Source organism: Streptacidiphilus fuscans, assembly GCF_015690355.1.
Taxonomy (GTDB): Bacteria; Actinomycetota; Actinomycetes; order Streptomycetales; family Streptomycetaceae; genus Streptacidiphilus; species Streptacidiphilus fuscans.
Genome location: NZ_JADPRT010000005.1, coordinates 175,248 through 196,315, shown reverse-complemented (window position 1 = coordinate 196,315; position 21,068 = coordinate 175,248). Strand labels below are relative to the sequence as shown.

General features: G+C 72.2%; 11 protein-coding genes. 7 read left to right on the top strand and 4 right to left on the bottom strand.

What is annotated here, in order from left to right; translation table 11 throughout:
- Positions 1–110: 110 nt before the first annotated feature.
- The 4 genes from I2501_RS14105 to I2501_RS14090 all read left to right on the top strand — a co-directional run bounded on the left by I2501_RS14105 (position 111) and on the right by I2501_RS14090 (position 9,675).
- On the top strand, positions 111–3,137 hold the full coding sequence (locus I2501_RS14105) for an alpha-mannosidase (protein ID WP_196194321.1): 3,027 nt from the start codon (positions 111–113) through the stop codon (positions 3,135–3,137).
- A 46-nt stretch (positions 3,138–3,183) separates the two neighbouring features.
- The gene (locus tag I2501_RS14100; RefSeq protein ID WP_196194320.1) at positions 3,184–5,220 is read left to right on the top strand and encodes a DUF2264 domain-containing protein; all 2,037 of its coding nucleotides are present in this window, start codon (positions 3,184–3,186) and stop codon (positions 5,218–5,220) included.
- The gene (locus I2501_RS14095) at positions 5,213–8,350 is read left to right on the top strand and encodes an alpha-mannosidase (protein ID WP_196194319.1); all 3,138 of its coding nucleotides are present in this window, start codon (positions 5,213–5,215) and stop codon (positions 8,348–8,350) included. Before I2501_RS14100 ends, I2501_RS14095 begins: the two co-directional genes overlap by 8 nt.
- Positions 8,351–8,469: 119 nt before the next feature.
- The gene (locus I2501_RS14090) at positions 8,470–9,675 is read left to right on the top strand and encodes an ROK family transcriptional regulator (protein ID WP_408022734.1); all 1,206 of its coding nucleotides are present in this window, start codon (positions 8,470–8,472) and stop codon (positions 9,673–9,675) included.
- Positions 9,676–9,708: 33 nt separating this feature from the next.
- On the opposite strand, the gene I2501_RS14085 is transcribed toward I2501_RS14090, so the two are convergent.
- On the bottom strand, positions 9,709–10,149 hold the full coding sequence (locus tag I2501_RS14085) for a hypothetical protein (RefSeq protein WP_196194317.1): 441 nt from the start codon (positions 10,147–10,149) through the stop codon (positions 9,709–9,711).
- A gap of 55 nt (positions 10,150–10,204) precedes the next feature.
- Here I2501_RS14085 and I2501_RS14080 point away from each other — a divergent pair, with 55 nt between their 5' ends.
- Both I2501_RS14080 and I2501_RS14075 read left to right on the top strand, forming a co-directional pair.
- A complete protein-coding gene (locus I2501_RS14080) occupies positions 10,205–10,588 on the top strand; it encodes a hypothetical protein (RefSeq protein WP_196194316.1) in 384 nt (127 codons plus the stop codon).
- A 237-nt stretch (positions 10,589–10,825) separates the two neighbouring features.
- Positions 10,826–12,628, top strand: a complete 1,803-nt coding sequence (locus I2501_RS14075; RefSeq protein WP_196194315.1) for a glycosyl hydrolase family 28-related protein — start codon at positions 10,826–10,828, stop codon at positions 12,626–12,628.
- A 91-nt stretch (positions 12,629–12,719) separates the two neighbouring features.
- Here the strand turns inward: I2501_RS14075 and I2501_RS14070 are convergent, their stop codons facing one another.
- Positions 12,720–13,991 carry a S53 family peptidase gene (locus I2501_RS14070; RefSeq protein WP_196194314.1) on the bottom strand — a complete coding sequence of 424 codons (1,272 nt, stop codon included), beginning with the start codon at positions 13,989–13,991 and terminating at the stop codon, positions 12,720–12,722.
- Between the two features lie 12 nt (positions 13,992–14,003).
- Positions 14,004–16,091, bottom strand: coding sequence for a hypothetical protein (locus I2501_RS14065; protein ID WP_196194313.1), 2,088 nt, complete (start codon positions 16,089–16,091; stop codon positions 14,004–14,006).
- Positions 16,092–16,256: 165 nt separating this feature from the next.
- Here I2501_RS14065 and I2501_RS14060 point away from each other — a divergent pair, with 165 nt between their 5' ends.
- Positions 16,257–18,884: an ATP-binding protein gene (locus I2501_RS14060; protein WP_196194312.1), complete on the top strand. Its 2,628-nt coding sequence runs from the start codon at positions 16,257–16,259 to the stop codon at positions 18,882–18,884.
- Here the strand turns inward: I2501_RS14060 and I2501_RS14055 are convergent.
- A complete protein-coding gene (locus I2501_RS14055; protein ID WP_328806363.1) occupies positions 18,856–21,042 on the bottom strand; it encodes an ROK family protein in 2,187 nt (728 codons plus the stop codon). The genes I2501_RS14060 and I2501_RS14055 overlap by 29 nt on opposite strands.
- Between the last annotated feature and the right edge of the window lie 26 nt (positions 21,043–21,068).

Sequence of the window (21,068 nt, the reverse complement as noted above, 5' to 3'; positions counted from 1 at the left end):
TGCCGCACCCACCCCTGACCCCGGCCGCCGAACCCGACGCCGACACCTCACCAGCACTTCGCCGAACACCCAGCACCCCACACGCTCGCAGCAACAGGAGACCCCATCCCATGCACGACGACCGGAAACTGGTCGAAGCACGACTGGAGCGCGTCCTGCGGGAGCGCATCCGTCCCGCCGTCTACCCCGTGACCGCTCCCCTGGACGTCGAGATCTGGTCGACGACGGGTGAACCCGTGCCCGTGGCCGAGGGGTTGGCGGCGACGACCCGGCCCGTCGGCGAAGGCACCCCATGGGGCGCGCCCTGGGGGACCAGCTGGTTCAAGGTCACCGGGACCGTGCCCGCCGAGTGGGCGGGCGCCACCGTCGAGGCGGTGCTCGACCTCGGCTTCACCCCGCGTACCCCGGGGTTCCAGTGCGAGGGCCTCGTCTACCGGCCCGACGGTTCGCCGGTGAAGGGGCTGCACCCGCGCAACAACCACGTCCGGGTGGGTTCCCCGGTGGCCGGTGGCGAGGAGGTGCACTGGCGGATCGAGGCGGCGTCCAACCCGGACCTCGACGCGAACGGCGTGCCCTTCCAACCGACGCCGATGGGCGACCGCGCCACGGCGGGTGACGCGCCGCAGTACGTGCTCGGCCCGATGCGGCTGGCCGTCTTCGACGAGACGGTGTGGAACCTCGTCATGGATCTGGAGGTGCTCGGCGAGCTGATGGCCGAGCTCCCGCTGGAAAGCGCGCGCCGCTGGGAGATCCTGCGCGCGGTCAGCCGGGCGCTGGACGCCGTCGATCTGCAGGACGTCAACGGCACCGCCCAGGCGGCCCGGGACGAACTGGCCGGTGTGCTGGCCGCCCCGGCTGCCCCCGCCGCGCACCGGATCAGCGCGGTCGGCCACGCGCATATCGACTCCGCCTGGCTGTGGCCGCTGCGCGAGACGGTGCGCAAGGTCGCCCGGACCACCTCCAACATGACCGCGCTGCTGGAGGAGGAGCCCGAGTTCGTCTTCGCGATGTCCCAGGCCCAGCAGTTCGCCTGGATCAAGGAGCATCGGCCGGAGGTCTGGGCCCGCGTCAAGAAGGCGGTGGCGGACGGCCGTTTCGTGCCCGTCGGCGGCATGTGGGTGGAGTCCGACACCAACATGCCCGGCTCCGAGGCGATGGCGCGGCAGTTCGTCCACGGCAAGCGCTTCTTCCTGGAGGAGTTCGGCCTGGAGAGCGAGGAGGCGTGGCTGCCGGACACCTTCGGGTTCGCCGCCGGGCTGCCGCAGATCATCAAGGCGGCCGGGGTGCGCAGGCTGCTGACCCAGAAGATCTCCTGGAGCCGGACCAACCGCTTCCCCCACCACACCTTCCTCTGGGAGGGCATCGACGGCTCCCGGATCTTCACCCACTTCCCGCCGGTCGACTCGTACAACTGCGAGATGAGAGGCCGTCAGATCGCCCACGCCGCCAACAACTTCAAGGAGAAGGGCGTCGCCACCCGCTCGCTGGCGCCGACCGGCTACGGCGACGGCGGAGGCGGCACCACCCGCGAGATGGTCGCCAAGGCGGCGCGGCTGCGCGATCTGGAGGGTTCGGCCACGGTGCGCTGGGAGGCGCCGGCGGCGTTCTTCGACAAGGCTGAGGCCGAGTACCCGAACCCGCCGGTCTGGGTCGGCGAGCTCTATCTGGAACTCCACCGCGCCACGCTGACCAGCCAGGCGCAGACCAAGCGCGGCAACCGGCGCAGCGAGTCGCTGCTGACCGAGGCCGAGCTCTGGGCGGCGACGGCGGCCGTGCGGGCCGGAACGCCGTACCCGTACGCCGAGTTGGACCGGATCTGGAAGACGGTGCTGCTGCACCAGTTCCACGACATCCTGCCCGGCTCCTCCATCGCCTGGGTGCACCGCGAGGCACGCGAGACCTACGCCCGGCTGGGCCAGGAGCTGGAGGGCATCATCGCGGACGCCCAGCGGGCGCTGGCCGGTGAGGGATCGGTCGAGCTGCTGTTCAACGGCGCTCCGCACGCGCGCGGCGGCGTGCCCTCAGGCGGTGCCGCGCCCGAGGCCGGGGCGGGATCCGTGGCGCCGACGCCACGCGAGGGCGGCGGCTACGTGCTGGACAACGGCCTGCTGCGGGTCGAGATCGACGCACGAGGGCTGGTGGTCTCGGCCTACGACCTGACGGCCGAGCGCGAGGCGGTCGCACCGAGACAGGCCGTCAACCTGCTCCAGCTCCACCCCGACTTCCCCAACCAGTGGGACGCCTGGGACGTCGACGCCTTCTACCGGAACACCGGCCGCGACCTGGTCGAGGTGACCTCCCTCGGCGTCGAGGGCGAAGCGGTCCGCGTCGAGCGGGCCTTCGGCGAGTCGAAGGTCGTCCAGCTGCTGTCGGTGCCGAACGCCGTGAAGCGGCTGGACATCGACACCGAGGTGGACTGGCACGAGCGCGAGCGGTTCCTCAAGCTGGCCTTCCCGCTGGACGTGAAGGCCGACCGGTACGCCTCGGAGACCCAGTTCGGCCATGCCTACCGGCCCACGCACCAGAACACCAGCTGGGAGTGGGCCAAGTTCGAGGCCTGCAACCACCGCTTCGTCCACGTCGACGAGCCGGGGTGGGGCGTCGCCGTGGTCAATGACGCCACCTACGGCCACGACGTCACCCGCGCGGTGCGCGCTGAGGACGGCGGCACGACGACCACGGTACGGGCGTCGCTGCTCCGCGCGCCGCGCTATCCCGACCCGGAGACGGACCAGGGCGTGCACCGGTTCCGGCACGCGCTGGTGCCGGGCGCGATCGGCGACGCGGTCCGCGAGGGCTACCGGGCCAACCTGCCCGAACGCCGGGTCACCGGAGCCGCCGCAGCCGTGGCGCCGCTGGTGACCGTGGACGGGGACGCCGTGGTGGTGAGCGCGGTCAAGCTCGCCGACGACCGCAGTGGCGACCTGGTCGTCCGTCTCTACGAGGCCCACGGTGGGCGGGCGCGCGCGAGCGTGGCCGTGGCTGCGGCCGACGGGTTCGCCGTCGACCGCGCCGTCCCGACCGATCTGCTGGAGCGGCCCCTCCCGGGCTCCGCACCACTCGCGGGCGAGGACGGAGCCGTCTCGATCGAGCTGCGGCCCTTCCAGCTGGTGACGCTGCGCATCCCGCAGAGCTGACGCCCCGTCACTGCCAAGGTTTCATCGACTGGATGGACGTACGGTCATGCATGGCACTCATGCCGAGGATCGCACTCCCGCCGAGGACCGCGCCCACTGGGAGCAGACGGCGGACCGCCTGCTGCTCGCGGTGCGGCCCTACGCGACCGCCGGGCACGCCCTGATCGGGCTGCCCGGCGTGCCGAGCCTCAACGGCACGCACAGCGACGGCCTCGAAGGCTTCGCCCGCACGTTCCTGCTGGCCGGTTTCCGGCTGGCGGGAGCGGGCGGGGCCGACCCGCACGACCTGGCCGGCTGGTACGCGGCCGGCCTGGCCGCCGGCACCGACGCGAAGCACCCCGAGCGCTGGCCCACCTTCGCCGAGGCGAACCAGGCCAAGGTCGAGGCCGCCTCCATCGCGCTCGCCCTGCACGAGACCAGGACCTGGATCTGGGACCGTCTCGACGACCGGGTCCGGCGGCAGGTGCTTGACTGGCTCGCGCCCATGGTCGGCAACCTGATGCCGGGCAACAACTGGGTCTGGTTCCAGGCGGTCACCGAGGCGTTCGCCCGCACGGTCGGCGGGGAGTGGCTGCAACAGGACCTGGACCGCACCATCGCGCTGACCGACGGCTGGTACGCGGGGGAGGGCTGGTACTCCGACGGGCTGACCGGCGGTGAACGGCGCAACTTCGACCACTACAACGGCTGGGCCATGCACCTGTATCCGCTGTGGTTCTGCCGCATCCTCGGGGACGCCGCACCGGCCGGGCTGCTCGACCGCTACCGGGCCCGACTGCGCCGATTCCTTGAGGACCAGCGGTTGCTGGTTGGGGCCAACGGTTCTCCGCTCGTCCAGGGCCGCTCGCTCACCTACCGGCACGCGGCACTCGCACCCCTGTGGACCGGTGCGTTGTTCGACGCCACGCCGCTGGCGCCGGGGGAGACCCGGGCCGTCGCCACCCGCACGCTGGACCACTTCACCCGGCACGGTGCGACCGACGACCACGGCCTGCTCACCCTGGGCTGGCACCGACCCTTCCGCGGTGTGCTGCAGGGCTACTCCGGGCCCGCGTCCCCGTACTGGGCGAGCAAGGGCTTCATCGGTCTCGCTCTGCCGCCGGACCACCCGGTGTGGACCGAGGAGGGTACGCAACTCCCGGTCGAGCGAGGCGATGTCACCCGCGCTCTGGCCGCGCCGGGCTGGCTGGTCTCCGGCACCGCCGCCGACGGCGTGGTGCGGGTCGTCAACCACGGCGGCGACCACGCCGACCCGGCCCGCCTCCACTCCGACGACCCCTGCTACGCGCGCTTCGCCTACTCCACCCACACCGCACCGGAGACCCCCGGGGACGCAAGTCCCGGGCCCGGATCCTGCCCGGACGTCGAGCCGCTGGACAACGCCGTCGTCCTCCTCGACGTCAACGGCCGCGCCTCCCACCGGCGTCCGGCCACCCGCGTCTCCATCGACGGAGCTGCCGCCGTCTCCCGCTCCCGGGCGCACTGGCCCGAGGACGCCACCTGGGACGTCTTCGGCGGCCCGGACACCGACTACCGGCTCGGCCCCTGGATCACCGTCGGCTCGGCGCTGCGCGGTTCCGTCGAGGTGCGGGCCGTACGCGTCGACGCCGCTGCTGACGTGGCGTCAGATACGGTGGGCCGACTGCGGATCGGGGGCTGGGCCCTGGCCGCTGACCTGCCGTCGGCGCTCGCCGTGACGGCCGAGGGTGCCACCGCCCGACTTGCGGTCGCGGACGGCCTGGTCTCCCAGATCACGGGCCTTCAGGGCCTGCCCCGGGCGTCCGTGGTGCCGGGCAAGGACAGCAACGCCCTCGGCAGCGCCTCCGCGACCCCCGTCGTGGAGAGCGAGGGTCCTGTCGCCCACGGCAGCGTCCACGTAGCCCTCGTCCACCTGGGCGGGGCCGCCCCGACCGCCCTCCCGCTGGTGACCACCCGGGCCGAGGGCACCGACCTGCTGGTGGACATCGCCTGGCCGGACGGCCAGCGCGACACCGTCCGCCTGCCCGCGCCCGACCCCGCACCCGCACCCGACACCGACCGCGACCCTGCGCAGGACCCCTGGAAGGACCCCCGCCGTGCATGACGACCGCCGGATGACCGAGGCCCGGATCCGCAAGCTGCTGGACCGGGTGGTCCGACCCGCCCTCTACAGCGCCACCCGCCCGCTCGCACTCAGCGCGTGGCAGGTCGACGGCGAACCCGTGCCCGTCGCCGAGGCGTTGACGGCCGACTACCAACCGTTCGCACTCGGCTCCAGCTGGGGCGGCCCCTGGTCGACGACCTGGCTCCGGGCGCGCGCGGAGATTCCCGAGGCGTGGGCCGGTCGCCGCGTGGAGGCCGTCTTCGACCTCGGGTTCGACCTCAGCCGCGGCCCCGGCGGCCAGGCCGAGGGCCTGGTCCACGACGCCCACGGCTCGCCGATACAGGGCCTGCACCCCTACCACCGCAGCGTGCTGCTCAGCCCCTCGGCCACCGCCGCAGAGCGGGTCGACCTGCTCGTGGAGCTCGCCGCCAACCCCTGGATCGTCGGCAGCGCGGGCCGCAACACCCACTTCGGCTCGCTGAAGACCGCAGGAACCGAGCACCTCTACCGCCTCGGGCAGGCCGAGATCGCCGTGCGCGAGGAGGACGTCTGGCACCTGATCCACGACATCGAGGTGCTCGACGAGCTGATGCACGAACTGCCCGAGCGCTCCTCCCGGCGGCACGAGATCCTGCACGCGCTGCGCCGTGCCGCCGACGCCGTCGACCCCACCGACGTGGCGGGCACCGCCGCAACGGCCCGTGACCGGCTGGCCGACGTGCTCGCCCGACCCGCGCACGCCTCCGCACACACCGTCGCGGCGGTCGGCCACGCCCATATCGACTCCGCCTGGCTGTGGCCGGTCCGCGAGACGGTGCGCAAGTGCGCCCGGACCTTCACCAACATGACGACCCTCGCCCAGGAGTACCCCGAGCTGGTCTTCGCCTGCTCCTCGGCGCAGCAGTACGCCTGGATCAAGGAGCAGCACCCCGAGGTCTTCGCCCGGATCACCAAGGCCGTCGCCGCGGGCACCTGGGCGCCGGTCGGCGGCATGTGGGTCGAGGCCGACGGCAACCTGCCGGGCGGTGAGGCCCTCGCCCGCCAACTCGTCCACGGCCGCCGCTTCTTCGCCGAGGAGTTCGGCATCGAGCAGCCCGGGGTCTGGCTGCCCGACTCCTTCGGCTACACCGCCGCCTACCCCCAGCTGGCCAAGCTCGCGGGCGCGCAGTGGTTCCTCACCCAGAAGCTCTCCTGGAACGAGACCAACCGGCTGCCGCACCACACCTTCGCTTGGGAGGGCATCGACGGCTCCCGGATCTTCACCCACTTCCCGCCCGTCGACAGCTACAACGCCGAGCTGACCGGGGCCGAACTCGCCCACGCCGAAGCCAACTTCGCGGAGAAGGGGGTCGCCACCCGCTCGCTCGCGCCCTTCGGCCACGGCGACGGCGGCGGCGGTCCCACCCCCTCGATGCTGGAGAAGGCCCGCCGCCTGCGGGACCTGGAGGGCTCGCCCCGGGTGGTGCTCGAGGCGCCGGACGCATTCTTCGCCGCCGCAGCGGCCGAGCACGAGCGGCTCCCGGTCTGGCGCGGCGAGCTCTACCTGGAGAACCACCGCGGCACATACACCAGCCAGGCGCGCACCAAGCGCGGCAACCGCCGCGCCGAGGCGCTGCTGCGCGAGGCCGAGCTGTGGGCGGCGACGGCCGCCGTCCGCACCGGCGCGGCCTACCCCTACGAACGGCTGGAGCGCCTCTGGCAGCGGGTGCTGCTCAACCAGTTCCACGACATTCTGCCGGGCTCGTCCATCGCCTGGGTGCACCAGCAGGCCGAACGCGAATACGGCGAGATCCACCGGGAGTTGGAGGAGATCGTCGGCGAGTCGGCATCCCACCTGCCCGGCGCGCCCGGCTTCCTGAACAGTGGCCCCCTGCCGCGTCGAGAAGTCGCTTTTCTGACATCGGGTCAGGAGGCCGACGAGGCCCAACTCCTGTCGGACGGAAGGCTCGCCGTCCTGGCCGAGACACCTGCCCTGGGCTCCGGGACGGCGACCACTCCCGCACACCCGGTCACCGCGCGCGCCGAGGACGGCGGCTATGTGCTCGACAACGGCCGGCTCCGGGTCGTGGTCGACCACCGGGGCCTGGTGACCTCCGCCTACGACCACGAAGCGGAGCGCGAGGCCATCGCCCCCGGCACGGCGGGCAACCTGCTCCAGGTCCACCCGGACGACCCCACCCTGTGGTCGGCCTGGAACCTCGACTCCTACTACCGCGACACCGTCCACGACCTCGACCGTGCCGACTCCGTCACCCTGGTCGACGCCGGGCCGCTGCTGGCGGTCGTGCGCGTCGAACGCACCCACGGTGCCTCGCGCTTCGTCCAGCACCTCGAACTCGCCGCTGAGGGTGACCGGTTGACGGTGCGCAACGACATCGACTGGCAGGAGCGCGACACCGTGCTCAAGGCGGCCTGGCCCCTCGACGTCCACGCCGAGCACGAGAGCGCCGAGATCCAGTTCGGCCATGTGCGCCGTCCCACCCACGAGAACACCAGCTGGGACGCCGCCCGCTTCGAGCTGTGGGCGCACCGCTGGATCCACGTGGGCGAGCGCGGCTGGGGAGCCGCGCTGCTCACCGACTCCACCTACGGCCACGACCTGCACCGCGACACCCGCGCGGACGGCGGCACCACGACCACCGTGCGACTCTCGCTGCTGCGCGCGCCGCACAGCCCCGACCCGCAGGCCGACCGCGGTCGGCACCGGTTCAGTTACGCCCTGGCCCCCGGCGCCGACATCGCCCAGGCCGTCGCGGGCGGCTACGCGCTGTCGCTGCCGCTGCGTCCCGCCGCCGCGCAGGCCGCTCCCTTGATCGCCCTCGACGACGACGCCGTCGTGGTGGAGTCGGTCAAGCTGGCGGACGACTGCAGCGGCGACGTGGTCGTCCGCCTCTACGAGTCGGGAGGGGGAACGGCCGTGGCCCGCCTGACCACTGGGTTCCCGCTCGCCGCCGCCTGGGACTGCGACCTGCTGGAGCAGCCGTGGCCGCAGCCCTCGCCGGGATCCTCCGAGCGGCGGGCCGCGCTGTGGCCGGAGGGCAAGGACGCGGTGCGGCTGCGGCTGCGGCCCTTCCAGATCCTGACGCTGCGGCTGCGTCCCCAGGCCGCCGGTGGCAGCGGGCAGGGGTGAACGGGACCGATCCAGGCGCGGGGGACGGGTCCGGCCCGACCCCCGTCGCCGGTCGGTGGCATACCATGCCTCCGACCGGACGGCCGTCCACGGAGGCGAAGAGGCGCAGGTTGACGAGTATGAGGGCGAGTTCTGACGCACAGTCGCCCATCCGGCGTGGAACCAATCTGCCGCGGGTGGGGGACTTCAACGAATCCGTGGTCCTGGACGCGATCCGGCGCCAACGCTCCGGCCTCAGCCGTGTCGAACTCGCCCAGGCCACGGGCCTGTCGCCGCAGACGGTCTCCAACATCACCCGCCGGTTGCTGGACCAGGGCCTGATCCGAGAATCCGGTCGCCAGAGCAGCGGCAGCGGCAAACCGCGCACGCTGCTCGAGGTCGTCCCGGACTCGCTGTACGCGGTGGGCGTCCACCTCGACCCGGCCGTGATCACCTGCGTGGTGGTGGACCTGCTCGGCACCGTCGTCGCCCAGCGCAGCCAGAGCACGCCCAGCGGCGGGGACACCGACAAGATCGCCGCGGACATGGCGGCCTCGGTGAACGCCCTGGTGCTGGACTCGGTCGCCGACCGGGACCGGGTACTGGGCCTGGGCATCGCGGCTCCCGGCCCGATCGACGCCGTGGCCGGCTGGGTGGTGGACCCCCCGGAGCTGCCCGGCTGGGGCCGGTACCCGCTGCGCGACCGGCTGAGCGAGGCCACCGGCCTGCCGGCCGTGCTGGACAAGGACGTGACGGCGGCGGTGGTCGCCGAGCGCTGGACGGGCGCCGCGACGGCCAGCCGGAACCTGCTCTTCTTCTACTTCGGCACCGGCACCGGCATGGGCCTGGTCGTGGACGACACCGTGCTGCGCGGGACCTCCGGCAACGCCGGCGAGATCGGCGGCCTCGGGGCCGCCTGCTCCACCCGCACCCTGGTGGAGGAGGCGGTCGCGCTGGGCGTGCTGGGGTCCGAGTACACGGTGGTGAACCCGGCGGACGCGCAGCGGGGACTTACGCGCCTCGCGGAGCTGTCCGCCGCCGGGGACGCCGCGGCCGACGGCATCCTGGACCGGCTGGCGATCCGGATCGGGCGCGGCGTCTGCGCGGCGGCCACGCTGCTGGACGTCGACACGGTGGTCTTCGGCGGCCCCGTCTGGCAGGTGCTGGCGGACCGGGTGCTTGCGACCGTGGAGCCGATGGTGGCCAGCAGCCCGTTCGTCCAGGCGACGCATCCCACGGCGGTCGTCTCGACCACCCTCGGCGAGAACGTCGCCGCCGTGGGTGCGGCGTCCCTGGTCCTCGACGGCGCGCTGTCGGCGCAGCCGGGCGCGCTGCTGCTGAAGTAGCGCGCCCGCGCGCCTCAGGGCGGTCCAGGGACCTTAGTTGGCTCCTACGACCTTGAAGTCCGCAGTGACGAAGACGTGGTGGGGCCAGATGACGCCGATCGTGTGGACCTCGTACTCGCCGTTGCTCAGTTGCACGACCCGGTCGACGACCCCGCCCGGGTAGGCGGCGAGCGCGGCCTCGGTCGCCCGGTCCGCCGTGGTGCCGCTCACGATCGTGCCGGAGCCCTCCGCGTAGGTGGTCGGGACCTGACCGACCTGCTTGGTCACGCCGGCTCCGCCGCGCTGGAAGGGGACCACCTGGGACGCGGTCGAGGGTGTCGAACCGCTGCCGGGTGGCTGCACGACGACCTGTCCCGCGCTGATCGTCGTGCTGTTGACCGTGCCGAGGACCAGAACGGGTTGGCCCGTGGCCACGGCGGACGAGGTGGCCGGGCTCGTGCCCTTCACGAAGCTCGTCGTGGAGGTCTCGGTCACGGTCACCGCCTGACCGGTCGTCGTCTTCAGGGTGAAGCCGGAGGCGGTGACGGCGGTGACCGTCCCCGTCGTTCCGCCCTCGGCCGGTCCGGAGCGCGCGTTCGAGCCGGTTTTGCCTGCCGCGGGCGCCGACGAGGACGACACCGGCGACGCCGCGCTCGACGCCGCGCTCGACGCCGCGCTCGACGCCGCGTTCGACGCCGCGTTCGACGCCGTGCTCGATGCCGACGAGGACGACGACGCGGTCGCCGCGCAACCGGCAACCGCGACGGCCGCGCACGCCAAGCCGGCCACCGCGATCATCACCCTCCGTCTGGGCCGAGACGGCTCTCCGCTCGCACGGTCGTCGTTGTTCGGATGCTGCCTGTCCATGACCATGACCTCTCACCTCGAAAGGGATCGGGCTACCTGGTATCCAGAGCATCGCGCGCGCGTGTGAATCCGCTCTGCAGTCGTCGTGAGTACGCCATGAGACCGTCCCCGAATGCGAAATCAGGTGACCAATGAGCGTGGGACGTCAATTAAGTCGTTGTGCATCGGCGCAATAAGGGCCCATTTTTACGAGATCATTTCGCGTGGATTTCCACATTCTCTCGACACGGACCAGGGCGTGCGCTAGAAAACGGGGGCACCTTGTCGACCGGCTTTGTTCCGCCCCGAGAGTAAGGAGTCCCAGATGCCCTTATCGGGCCGAAGTCTGCGCCGGATTGCCATGTTCTGCGGCGCCGCCGCGCTCGTCAGCACCGGGTTGCCCCTCGCCACGACCGCGGCCGCCGGCACGGCGACCGCCACCGGCGGCGCCGGGGCGAGCCTGCCCTACACCGAGGTCGAGGCGGCACACGAGCCGACGAACGGAACGGTCATCGGCCCGAGTTTCACGCAGGGCCAGCTCGCTGACGAGGCGTCCGGCCGCGTGGCCGTCACGCTGCAGGGCACCGGCAAGTACGTCACGTTCACGACGCCGGTGGCGACGAACTCGATCGACTTCCGCTACAGCATTCCTGATTCCGCGACCGGCTCGGTCTACACCGCGCCACTGTCGCTGTACGTCGACGGAGCCAAGCAGCCCGACTTCACGCTCACCAACGCGTACAGCTGGTACTACGGCATCTATCCGTTCACCAACACCCCGAGCAGCGGAAATCCGCACCACTTCTTCGACGAGGTCCACCGGCTGTTCAACAGCACCTATCCGGCCGGCACCACCTTCACGCTGAAGGTCGACTCGGAGGACACCGCGTCCTCGTACACGATCGACCTGGCCGACTTCGAGAACGTGGCCGCGCCGCTCGCCCAGCCGGCCGGGTCGGTCTCGGTCACGAGCAAGGGAGCCGACCCGACCGGCGCCGCCGATTCCACGAGCGCGTTCGACGCCGCGATCGCCGCGGCCGGTCCCGGCGGCACCGTGTGGATCCCGCAAGGGACGTACGACGTTCCGGGCCACATCAGCGTGAACGACGTCACCGTCGCGGGCGCCGGCATGTGGTACTCGACGATCACCGGCACGGCGCCCGGCTTCTACGGCAACGCCGCGCCGAAGCCGAGCACCAAGGTGCACCTGTCGAACTTCGCCATCGTGGGCAACGTCCAGCAGCGGTGCGACGGCTGCCAGGTCAACGGGATCGGCGGCGCGATGAGCGACTCGACCGTGTCCGACCTCTGGATCGAGCACCTGAAGGTCGGGGCCTGGATGGACGGGCCGATGACGAACCTGACCTTCAGCGGCATGCGCATCCGTGACACCACGGCCGACGGCATCAACCTGCACGGCGGCGTGACCGGCTCGACGATCACCGACAGCAACGTCCGCAACACCGGCGACGACGGAATCGCGCTGTGGGCGGACGCGAGCATCGGCGCGGACTCCCAGGACACCATCTCGAACAACACCGTGCAGCTGCAGCAGTTGGCGAACGGCATCGCCGGCTACGGCGGCGACCACAACACGATCAGCGGGAACCTGGTCGAGGACACCGGGATCACCCAGGGCGGCGGCATCCACATCGGCCAGCGGTTCAAGTCGACCCCGGTGGGCCTGTACACGATCTCGAACAACACGCTGATCCGGGACGGCGACCTCGACCCGAACTGGAAGTTCGGCGTCGGAGCCCTGTGGTTCGACGCCCAACAGGCCACGATCACCGGGCCCGTCGACGTCAGCAACGCCCTGATCGAGCAGAGCCCCTACGAGGCGATCCAGTGGATCCAGGGCACCGTCAACGGCGTCAGTCTCGACACCGTGACCATCAGCGGGACCGGCACCTTCGCCCTCCAGGACCAGACCGGAGCCTCGGTGACGGTCAAGAACGTGACCGCGAGCGGCGTGGCCCAGGCAGACCAAGGCAAGGCCCCGAGCTACAGCTGCGACGTCGGGCACTTCATCCTCACCGACCAGGGCGGCAACTCCGGGATCACCCCGACCCAGTGCGGCCCCTGGCCCGCCCCGGTCTACCCGCCGTACCCGACCACGACGCGCTAGCAGCGGAGGCGGCCTGGTTCGGGTAGCACCTCGGGCTCCGTGGACGACGTCCACGGAGCCCGAGGCGGTGTCGTGCTGCCGACCCGGCCTTTCAGAAGGCTGACAGGCCGTTCGGCGATCCCATGCCCGTCGGGCCGTCATAGCCTGCGACGGCGGTGCACAGGTAGTCCCCGGCACAGGATCCGTTGGCCCCTCCCACCACGTCGTTCAGGCCGGCAGCGGCCGACGGCGAGTAGAACGCCGAGGCGTTCGGGAACTTCGCCGGGTTTCCGGCCTGCGCGACGACGCCGGCGAGGAACGGGGAGGCGGCGCTGGTGCCGCCGACGACGCCCCAGCCGGGGGTGCCGTCGTGGGGGTTGGCGTCGTAGACCGCGGGGCCGGTGTTCGGGTCGGCGTCCGCCGAGACGTCGGCGGTCATGCGTCCCGGACAGTCCTGGTCCCTCTGCCAGGCCGGCTTGTCGATCCAGGCCGAGCAGCCGCTACCGGCCCCACCCCACGCCGTCTCGCTCCAGCCGCGCGCGCTTACGTCCTTGGTCAGCGAGGTGCCGCCGACGGCGATCACCGAGCTGTACGCGGCCGGGACGATCGGGATGCCGTAGCCGCTGTCGCCGGAGGAGGCGAAGATCGCCACTCCGGGGTGGGCGTAGTCGGGGGCGTACGCCTGGATGCCGTTGCCCTCGGTGGCGCCGTAGCTGTTGGACACCTCCGTCGCCCCGAGCCTCACCGCGGTGTCGACGGAGGCGGCCAGGTTCTGCGAGGAGGCGTCGTCGGACTCCACCAGCAGGATGTGGCACTGCGGGCAGGCCGCGGACACCATGTCCACGTCCAGGGCGATCTCGATGCCCCAGCCCTGATCCGCCGGCAGCGGTGCGGAGGCGCCTGTCTGGTTCACCTTCGTGAAGCAGCCGTCGGCCGTGGTGCACGCGGGCAGGCCGTAGGTTGCGCGGTAGACGGCAAGGTCCGCCTCGGCGCTCGCGTCGTCGCCGGCGTCGACGATCGCCACGGTCTGGTTCGCGCCGCCGGTACTCGGCAGCTTGTAAGCCGCCTGCAGGTCGGCCGGGCCGAAGCCGGCCGGCAGCGCCGCCGCATGGCCGGTGACGGCCGCAGCCGCCTTGCCGCGGACGCCCAGGCCCTCGTGCACGTCCGTGCGGACCTCCGCCAGACAGCGGTCGTACCCGGCCTTCGCCGCGCCGCACACGTCCCGCACGGTGGACGCGGCGGTGGACGAGGCGGTGTGCGCGGACGCGGCCGGTCCCGCGTAGGCCGTGGTGGACAGGGCCACCGTCGAGGCGGTCGCCGTCAGGGCCGCCACGCCCACCGCGGCTGCCCCGAGGCGCAGACGGGATCTGGATATCAACCTCATGATGACTCCCCGTCAGCCGATGGTGTAGGCGTGGGTGATGGTCTGCGTGATGGAGCCGCCGATCGAGTCGGTCGCGGTGACCCGCAGCGACGGCATGCTGCCCTTGGCTCCTGTGTCGGGCCAGACGGCCAGGTAGTGGTTCCGGCCGGTCGGGACGGTGGCCGCCGGGGTCCAGGTGGTGCCGCCGTCGAAGGAGACCTCGACCTTCGCCGAGACGGCCGGCGCCTGCGAACCCTGCCCGTCGTAGCTCTCGTGACCGACGGTCAGGTTCAGGACCGACACGGCGTGAGCGGTGTCGCTCCCGTCCGTGCTCAGTTGGTAGTTCAGGTTCAGCATGGGGAGGATCCGGCACGAGGCGGGATCGGCGCCGCCCTCGTAGCAGGAGTCGCCCGGCGGCAGCGTCAAGTGCGGGTCGTCGGCCGGGTTGTAGACGAACGTCAGGTCCGTGTGGGTCTTGGTCGCCTGGGACACCGAGCTGATCCCGCTCGCGTCGACGTCGAACACCGCGCGGTAGGTGTCGACCTGCTGCGGGATGTCGGACAACCACGCGCCCACGCCGGGCTGTTGGGCGATCTGTTGGCCGTCCCGGTAGACCGTGAAGTTCTCCACGGTCGGGTTGGGGTAGCCGAAGGGGACTTCGTAGTAGCCCGACGTCTCGGGTTCGCTGTCGGTGAAGTCGCCGTTGAAGCTGATGCCCATCGACGTGCCGGCCACGCAGGCGAAACAGAGGTTGGGGCCGCTGAACTGCCCGACCTGCGGGGCCAGCGGTCCGTGACCCCACGTGCGCCAGACCTGCTGCCCGGCCGTGAAGCTCGGCAGGTCGCCCGGCTGCAAGCCCGCGAACCCCTCGTCCGGCGCCCTGCCCAGCTCCGCGTAGTAGCTCTGGAGCCAGGAGAAGCCGGTGGGCAGCGGTGCGGTGACGTAGTCGGTGAGGCTTTCGGGCACCGTCACCGGATAGGTGCCGACCAGGCCACCGAGCTGCTGACTGCGCACGCCGATCTCGTACAGGCCCGTGTGGGCGGTGTTGGACGCGTCGGTGTCGAAGGTGTAGTGGAGCGAGGCCAATCCGCTCGCCGACACCGGGATCGTCTCGTTCGCGGGGACATCGGCGGCCGACGGGAGCAGGAGGTCGTAGCGGTACGGCGAGCCGGTACCCGCCGGGCTCACCCCGTCCCACATCGCCTGGGAGCTCAACTTCCCGATCGTCGGCGCGCCCTGCGGGGAGACGAAGACGTTCCCCGACGCGACGGCCTGGACCGGGACCGCGTTGCCGACGGCGTCGGTACGGATCACATCCAGCGTCACGTCGTCCGATGTCGCGGGCCGTGGCGTGGCCGCCGAGACCTGGGCGGTGGCGGCGCGTTCGTCGGCGGTGACCATCGTGACGCCGGAGGAGTTCGGTACCACCAGGTTGTCCTGGAGGACCAGACGCAACCCGGTGGGATTGCCGCTCGCGTCGTACTCGGCGAACCCGGTGTAGATCGCGTAGTTCCCCACCGGCACCGCCACTCGGGCCACCCCGTCGATGTCCGGGATCACCGAGGCGAACTTGCCGGCGGAGTCGACGTTCATCACGAAGCTCAGGGCGTTCTGCGCCGGCGCCGAGGTCAGGTCCTTGGCATTGATCTGGACGACGTGCAGCGGATAGCCCGACGGCGCCTGCCGCGCCCGCGTCGTGGGGAGCGGCCCTGCGGAGTGGGACAGCTGCGGCACGTCGTACTGCGCGGTGTCGAGCGACGCGACGTCGGACAGCGCCGAGGCCGGGATGACGTAGCTGTGTCCGTGGCCCGGATCGAACTTCAGGAACGGCACCGTCCTGCCGTCGCGCCCGACCACGTTGTACGTCCGGCTGCCGCTCGCCCCCTGATACACGACCCGGTCGCCGCCCGGCAGGGTGATGCCTGATGCCGACGCCGAAGCCGCGCCCGGGAGCGGTACTCCGGGCGGCGGCGCGGCGCTCGCCGACGGCGTCGCTTCGGCCGACGCGCTGCCGGCCACCGAGGCCAGCACGAATCCGGCCGCGCAGGCCAGCGCCAGGCAGGCCTTGCCGCGGCCGCTCCTTCCCAGTCGTCGGACCGACGTTGACGGTAGTGCTCTCACCAGCAAGACCTCCTGAAAACGTGCCCGTGGTTCGGCCGCTGTCAGGCTATGAACGCGCCCTTGCCGCCGACCATGACGAGTCGGATGATGCTTTCCGGCGGAATACCAGGCAGATTCCTGAATCGGGCTGATCGCCTCGGGTGCGCCACGAGAGGAGGGACGACGATGACGCCGGAGCTTCTGGGCGGCGAACTCCGTGCCCTCCGCAGGGACCAGGGCCTGTCCATCGAGGAGTTGGCGACGCGCGCCGGGGTGAGCGTGCGTGCGATCAGTGAGATCGAGCGCGGCCGGACCCGGCGACCGCATCCGAGCACGATGCGTCGCATCTCCGGGGCGCTCGGCGTCCAGGAGTTGACGCAGCGTCAGATTGCTACAACCGTCGATGACGGCGGCTCAGCGGCGGTCCCGTACGCCGGTGACGGGCGGTTCCAGTTGCCCGCCGCCACACGGTTGTTCGCCGGCCGTGCGCGCGAGACGGCCGTGTTGGTCGCGGCGGCCACCGCGTCGGAGTCCGTCGGCTGGCTGGTGATCGCCGCGGTGGACGGGATGGCCGGGATCGGCAAGAGCGCGTTGGCGATCCACGCCGCGCACCGACTGAAGGACCGCTACGGCGACGGCCAGCTCTTCGTGGATCTGCACGCCCACTCGGCCGGGCGGGAGCCGATGTCCGCGGCCGACGCCCTGGAGACGCTGCTGCGGTCGTTGGCGGTGCCGGCGCAGGCGATTCCCCCTGGTGTGGAGGCGCGTGCCGCCCTGTACCGGTCCCGGCTGGCCGGTACCCGCACGCTGGTCCTGCTCGACAACGCGGTCGACGCCGCCCAGATCCGACCGCTGCTGCCGGGTGAGGCCGGATGCCTGGTCCTGATCACCTCCCGGACCCGCCTGACCGGGTTGGACGACGCCCACACGCTGACCCTGGACGTGCTCGACGCCGATCAGGCCGCGACGTTGCTGCGTCAGGTCGCCGGGCCGCACCGAATCGACGCCGACGAGGAGGACGCCCTCGCCGAACTGGTGGAGCTGTGCGGACGGCTGCCGTTGGCGCTGCGGATCGCCGGGGCGCGACTGCGTCACCGCCCGGCCCTGCGCGTCCGGGACCTCGTCGCCCAGCTGCGTGAGGCGACCGACCGCCTCGTGCACTTGCGCGACACCGAGCGCGACGTGACAGCGGTCTTCGCCACCTCCTACGACCGGCTGCCCGAGGCGGAGCAGCGCCTGTTCCGCCTGCTCGGTCTGCTCCCGGGTGACGACATCGACGCGTACGCCGCCGCGAACCTGGCCGAGCTGGGCGACGTGCGCACGGCCGAGGAGCTGCTGGAATCCCTGTTCGACCACAACCTGCTGCTGCAGCACCAGGCGGGCCGCTACCGCCTGCACGACCTCCTGCGCGCCTACGCCCGCACGCTGGCCCGAGAGGAGGCGCCGGGCGAACAGGGTCCTGCCGCGGCCCGGTTGCTGAACTACTACTACCAGCACACCGCCTGGTGCGCGCAGGCGCTGGTGACCTCGACTCCACGGCTCCCGGTCGAGGGGCCCGCGCCGACGGTCGCTCCCACGCTGACCGACCGGACCGCAGCCTGGGCCTGGCTGCGCACCGAACGGGCCAACCTGCTGGCCGCGTTCAGCCGCGCCGCCACCGACAACCCGCTCCGGGCCGTGCGGCTCGCGGGCGCGACAGCCTCCCTGCTTGCGGCCGACGGCCCCTGGGACGAAGCGATCACTGTGCACGCCACGGCCGCGGGCCTGGCCGAAAGGCTGCGGCTGCCCGCCGTCCTGGGGGCCGCGCTGACCGACCTGGCCTACCTGCGGGCCCTGACGGGGGACTTCACCGGCGCGGCCGACGCCCTGGAGACCGCGCTGCACCACTGCGAACGGGCCGGCGCGCACCTCGGGCACGCCAACGCGTTGACCCTGCTGGCACAGATCAGCGCGTTCACCGGCGAGCGCGCCGTGGCGGAACGGCACCTTCACCACGCGATCGAGCGGTACGGGCAACTGGACGAGCAGCTCGGACTGGCCAACGCCCACACACAGCGAGGAACGGTGTACCGGCTCGACGGCGACTACCCGGCAGCCGAACGCGACCTCCACACCGCCCTCGCCGCCTACGAGGCGCTCGGCGACCAGGAGGGGCAAGCCACCGCCCTGTCCAACCTCGGTGTGGTCCACGAGACCACCGGCGACTACCCCACCGCCACCCGCTACCAACACCAAGCCCTGCACCTGCACCGCCAGGCCGGCAACCGGATCGGCCAAGCCAGAGCATTCCTCGGGCTGGGACAGGCCTACGCCCACGCCGGTGACCACGTCGCCGCCATCGACGCGGCGCGGCGAGCACTCGAACTCTTCGGCGACCTCGCCGACCCCAACGGCCAAGGCAACGCGCTGGGCAACCTCGGCTACTTCAAGCGTCTCGCCGGTGACCCCGAGGACGGGCTCCCGGATCTCCAGGACGCCCTCGACATCTTCCGCCGCATCGGCGCCCGGGGGAACGAGGCCTGGGCACTGGACCTCTACGCCGGGACCGTCGCCGCGACCGGCGACCACGCCCACGCCCTGCGGCTCTACCGCGACGTCCTGGACCTGGCCCGCCAGACCCAGATGACCGCCGTCGAGGCCGCCGCCCACGAAGGCATCGGAGACTGCTACCAGCACCTCGGACGTATCGAGGACAGCAGCACGCACCTCCGACTTGCCCTCGACATGTTCCAGCAGCTCGGCCTGAAGACCGAAACCGCACGCGTCCAGGCGAACCTGAATGTCCTCAGGGAGTGCGGCGCAGGCGCGGGGTGAAGGTGGAATGGAAGATGGTGGAGGCGGCGCCGACGGCCACGGCCTCACTGCTGTTGACGGACCGTTCGACGCGGACCCGCCGCAGCCGCCGTGCCGTGGGGTAGGCGTTCACCGCGTGCTCGATCTCGGTCAGGTAGACGTCGGCGACGTCCGCGGTGAAGAAGGGGCCGCCGATCACGACCAGTCCGAGGTCGAGCAGGTCGATGACGGACAGCACGCCCTTGCCGATGGCCTTCGCCGCCTGATGGACCGTCAGCCGCGTCCGCTGCCGCCCCACCACGCGGGACGGCTCCGAGCCGAGGTAGCTCCCGGGGTTGCACTCAGGCAGGATCTCCGGCCGTCCGTCGGGGTCGAACCGCCCCAGCGTCACCGCGCAGAGCTGGCCGAACTCGCCCGCGTTGGCGCTCAGTCCGCGATAGAGGTCGCCGTTGAGGAACAGCCCGGACCCCACGCCCGTGCCCAGGTAGAGGTAGACGAAGTCGCAGGCACGGCTCTCCCGGCCGATCCAGCGCTCACCGACGGCCGCCGCCGAGCAGTCCTTCTCGATCACGATGGGGCAGGAGAAGCGCCGCTCCAGCAAGGTGCGCAGCGGGACGTCGCGCAGGGCCGACATGAGCGGCGGGTCCAGCACCGTCCCGGAGACGGTGTCCACCGGGCCGGGGGTGGCCACGCCGATCCCGAGGAAGCCCTCCTCCCAGCGCCCGTGCCCGGCCTGCTCCAGCACCGCCTCACCCAGCGCGGCGATCTGGCCCACGACCACGCCCGGACGCGGATCGGCGGTGATCGGCTCGGCGCGACGCGCCACGATCCGGCCGGAGAGGTCGACCAGTACCGCCGTCAGCACGTTGGGGTCGATATGGATGCCGAGCGCGTGCGCCGCTCCGTCGCGCAGCCGGACCGGACTGCTGGGTTTGCCGACCGAGGAGTGGCGCTGCCGCTCCTCGACCAGCAGTCCGCGCTGGATCAGGGACCGGGCGATGCGGGAGACGGACTGCTGGGTCAGCCGGGTGCGTTCGGCGATCTCGCCGCGCGTGACGGTGCCCGCCAGGCGGACCGTCTCGATCACCACGCACTCGTTGAAGGAGCCGAGGTCGATGTGGTTGACCCCGCCTCCGGCCGCCGGACCGGCGCCGGACACCGTGGCCGGAAGCCGGGCACCGGCAGGCGCCGGCAACGGCTCGCGGACCCACTGGACCCGGGAGAGCCCACCGCTGTCGGCCATCCCGGCCAGTGCGGAGGCGAGGTCGAGCAGGACCCGCGTCGAGGACTCGGGATGTCGCGAGGCGTCGAGAGCGAGCACGGCGCGCAGGAAGGAGACCTCGGTCGTCCGCGCGGGGATGCGGTGGACCGTGATCCCTCGCTCGTCGCACAGCCCCGCGACGCGCTCCCCGCCGGTCGCCGACCGCAGCACGACGGCATGCAGGTCCGGGTGCGGGTGGACGCGTCGCACGGAGTCCAGGAAGGAGGCGGCGCCGCCTCGGAGCGGTGCGGCCGCTTCCGGCCCGGACGCCGCGCCCGCCGCGGCTGCCGCCGCGTCCGCCATCGCGGAGCTGACGGCGGACAGCGCGTAGGGGTCGACCCGTCGGCCCGGCGCGGGCGGCACCGGTGACGCGGTGCGGCCCGCCAGCACCAGGACGGTGCACTCAGGATCGAGATGGAGGCCGACCGGCCACAGATCGGCCGGCTCCAGGGACGGGCTCAACGGGAGTGCCGGCAAGGCCAGGTGACTGCCCGTCAGGTTCCAGCGGCGGCGGGTCTCCGCGACGACCGTGTGCGAGCAGCCCAGACGGCGGGCGAGCAGGCGCGAGGTGCGGTCGTCGGCGGGGGACGTCAGGATGCCGACCACGATCTCGGCCTCGTCGATCTCCACCGGCCGCCCGGCGCGTGCGCGGTCCCGCAGGCCGTCGACGCCCTCGACGGCGTACCGCTGGCGCCAGGTGGTCACGGTCTGCCGCGAGACGCCCAGGCGGCGGGCGATGTCGCTGGTGGACAGGCCCTCCGCGGCGAGCAGCACGATCGACGCGCGCAGCGCCGGCGGGCCGCCGCCCTCGGCCCACCGGCGCAGCGCCGCATGCCCGTCGGCATGCGGCGCTGCGCCGGTGGAGGGTGCGTCGGACATCCGCGAGGCGCTTTCCACCAGTTGGCGGTCGTCGTGCACGGTGGGGCGATCCCTTCGAAGCGGAG

What these genes read in the sequence shown, in the direction of transcription:
- I2501_RS14060 (WP_196194312.1), top strand. Translation starts at nt 16,257, where the DNA reads ATGACGCCGGAGCTTCTGGGCGGCGAACTCCGTGCCCTCCGCAGGGAC.
- I2501_RS14100 (WP_196194320.1), top strand. Translation starts at nt 3,184, where the DNA reads ATGCATGGCACTCATGCCGAGGATCGCACTCCCGCCGAGGACCGCGCC.
- I2501_RS14070 (WP_196194314.1), bottom strand. Translation starts at nt 13,991, where the DNA reads ATGAGGTTGATATCCAGATCCCGTCTGCGCCTCGGGGCAGCCGCGGTG.
- I2501_RS14075 (WP_196194315.1), top strand. Translation starts at nt 10,826, where the DNA reads ATGCCCTTATCGGGCCGAAGTCTGCGCCGGATTGCCATGTTCTGCGGC.
- I2501_RS14090 (WP_408022734.1), top strand. Translation starts at nt 8,470, where the DNA reads ATGAGGGCGAGTTCTGACGCACAGTCGCCCATCCGGCGTGGAACCAAT.
- I2501_RS14105 (WP_196194321.1), top strand. Translation starts at nt 111, where the DNA reads ATGCACGACGACCGGAAACTGGTCGAAGCACGACTGGAGCGCGTCCTG.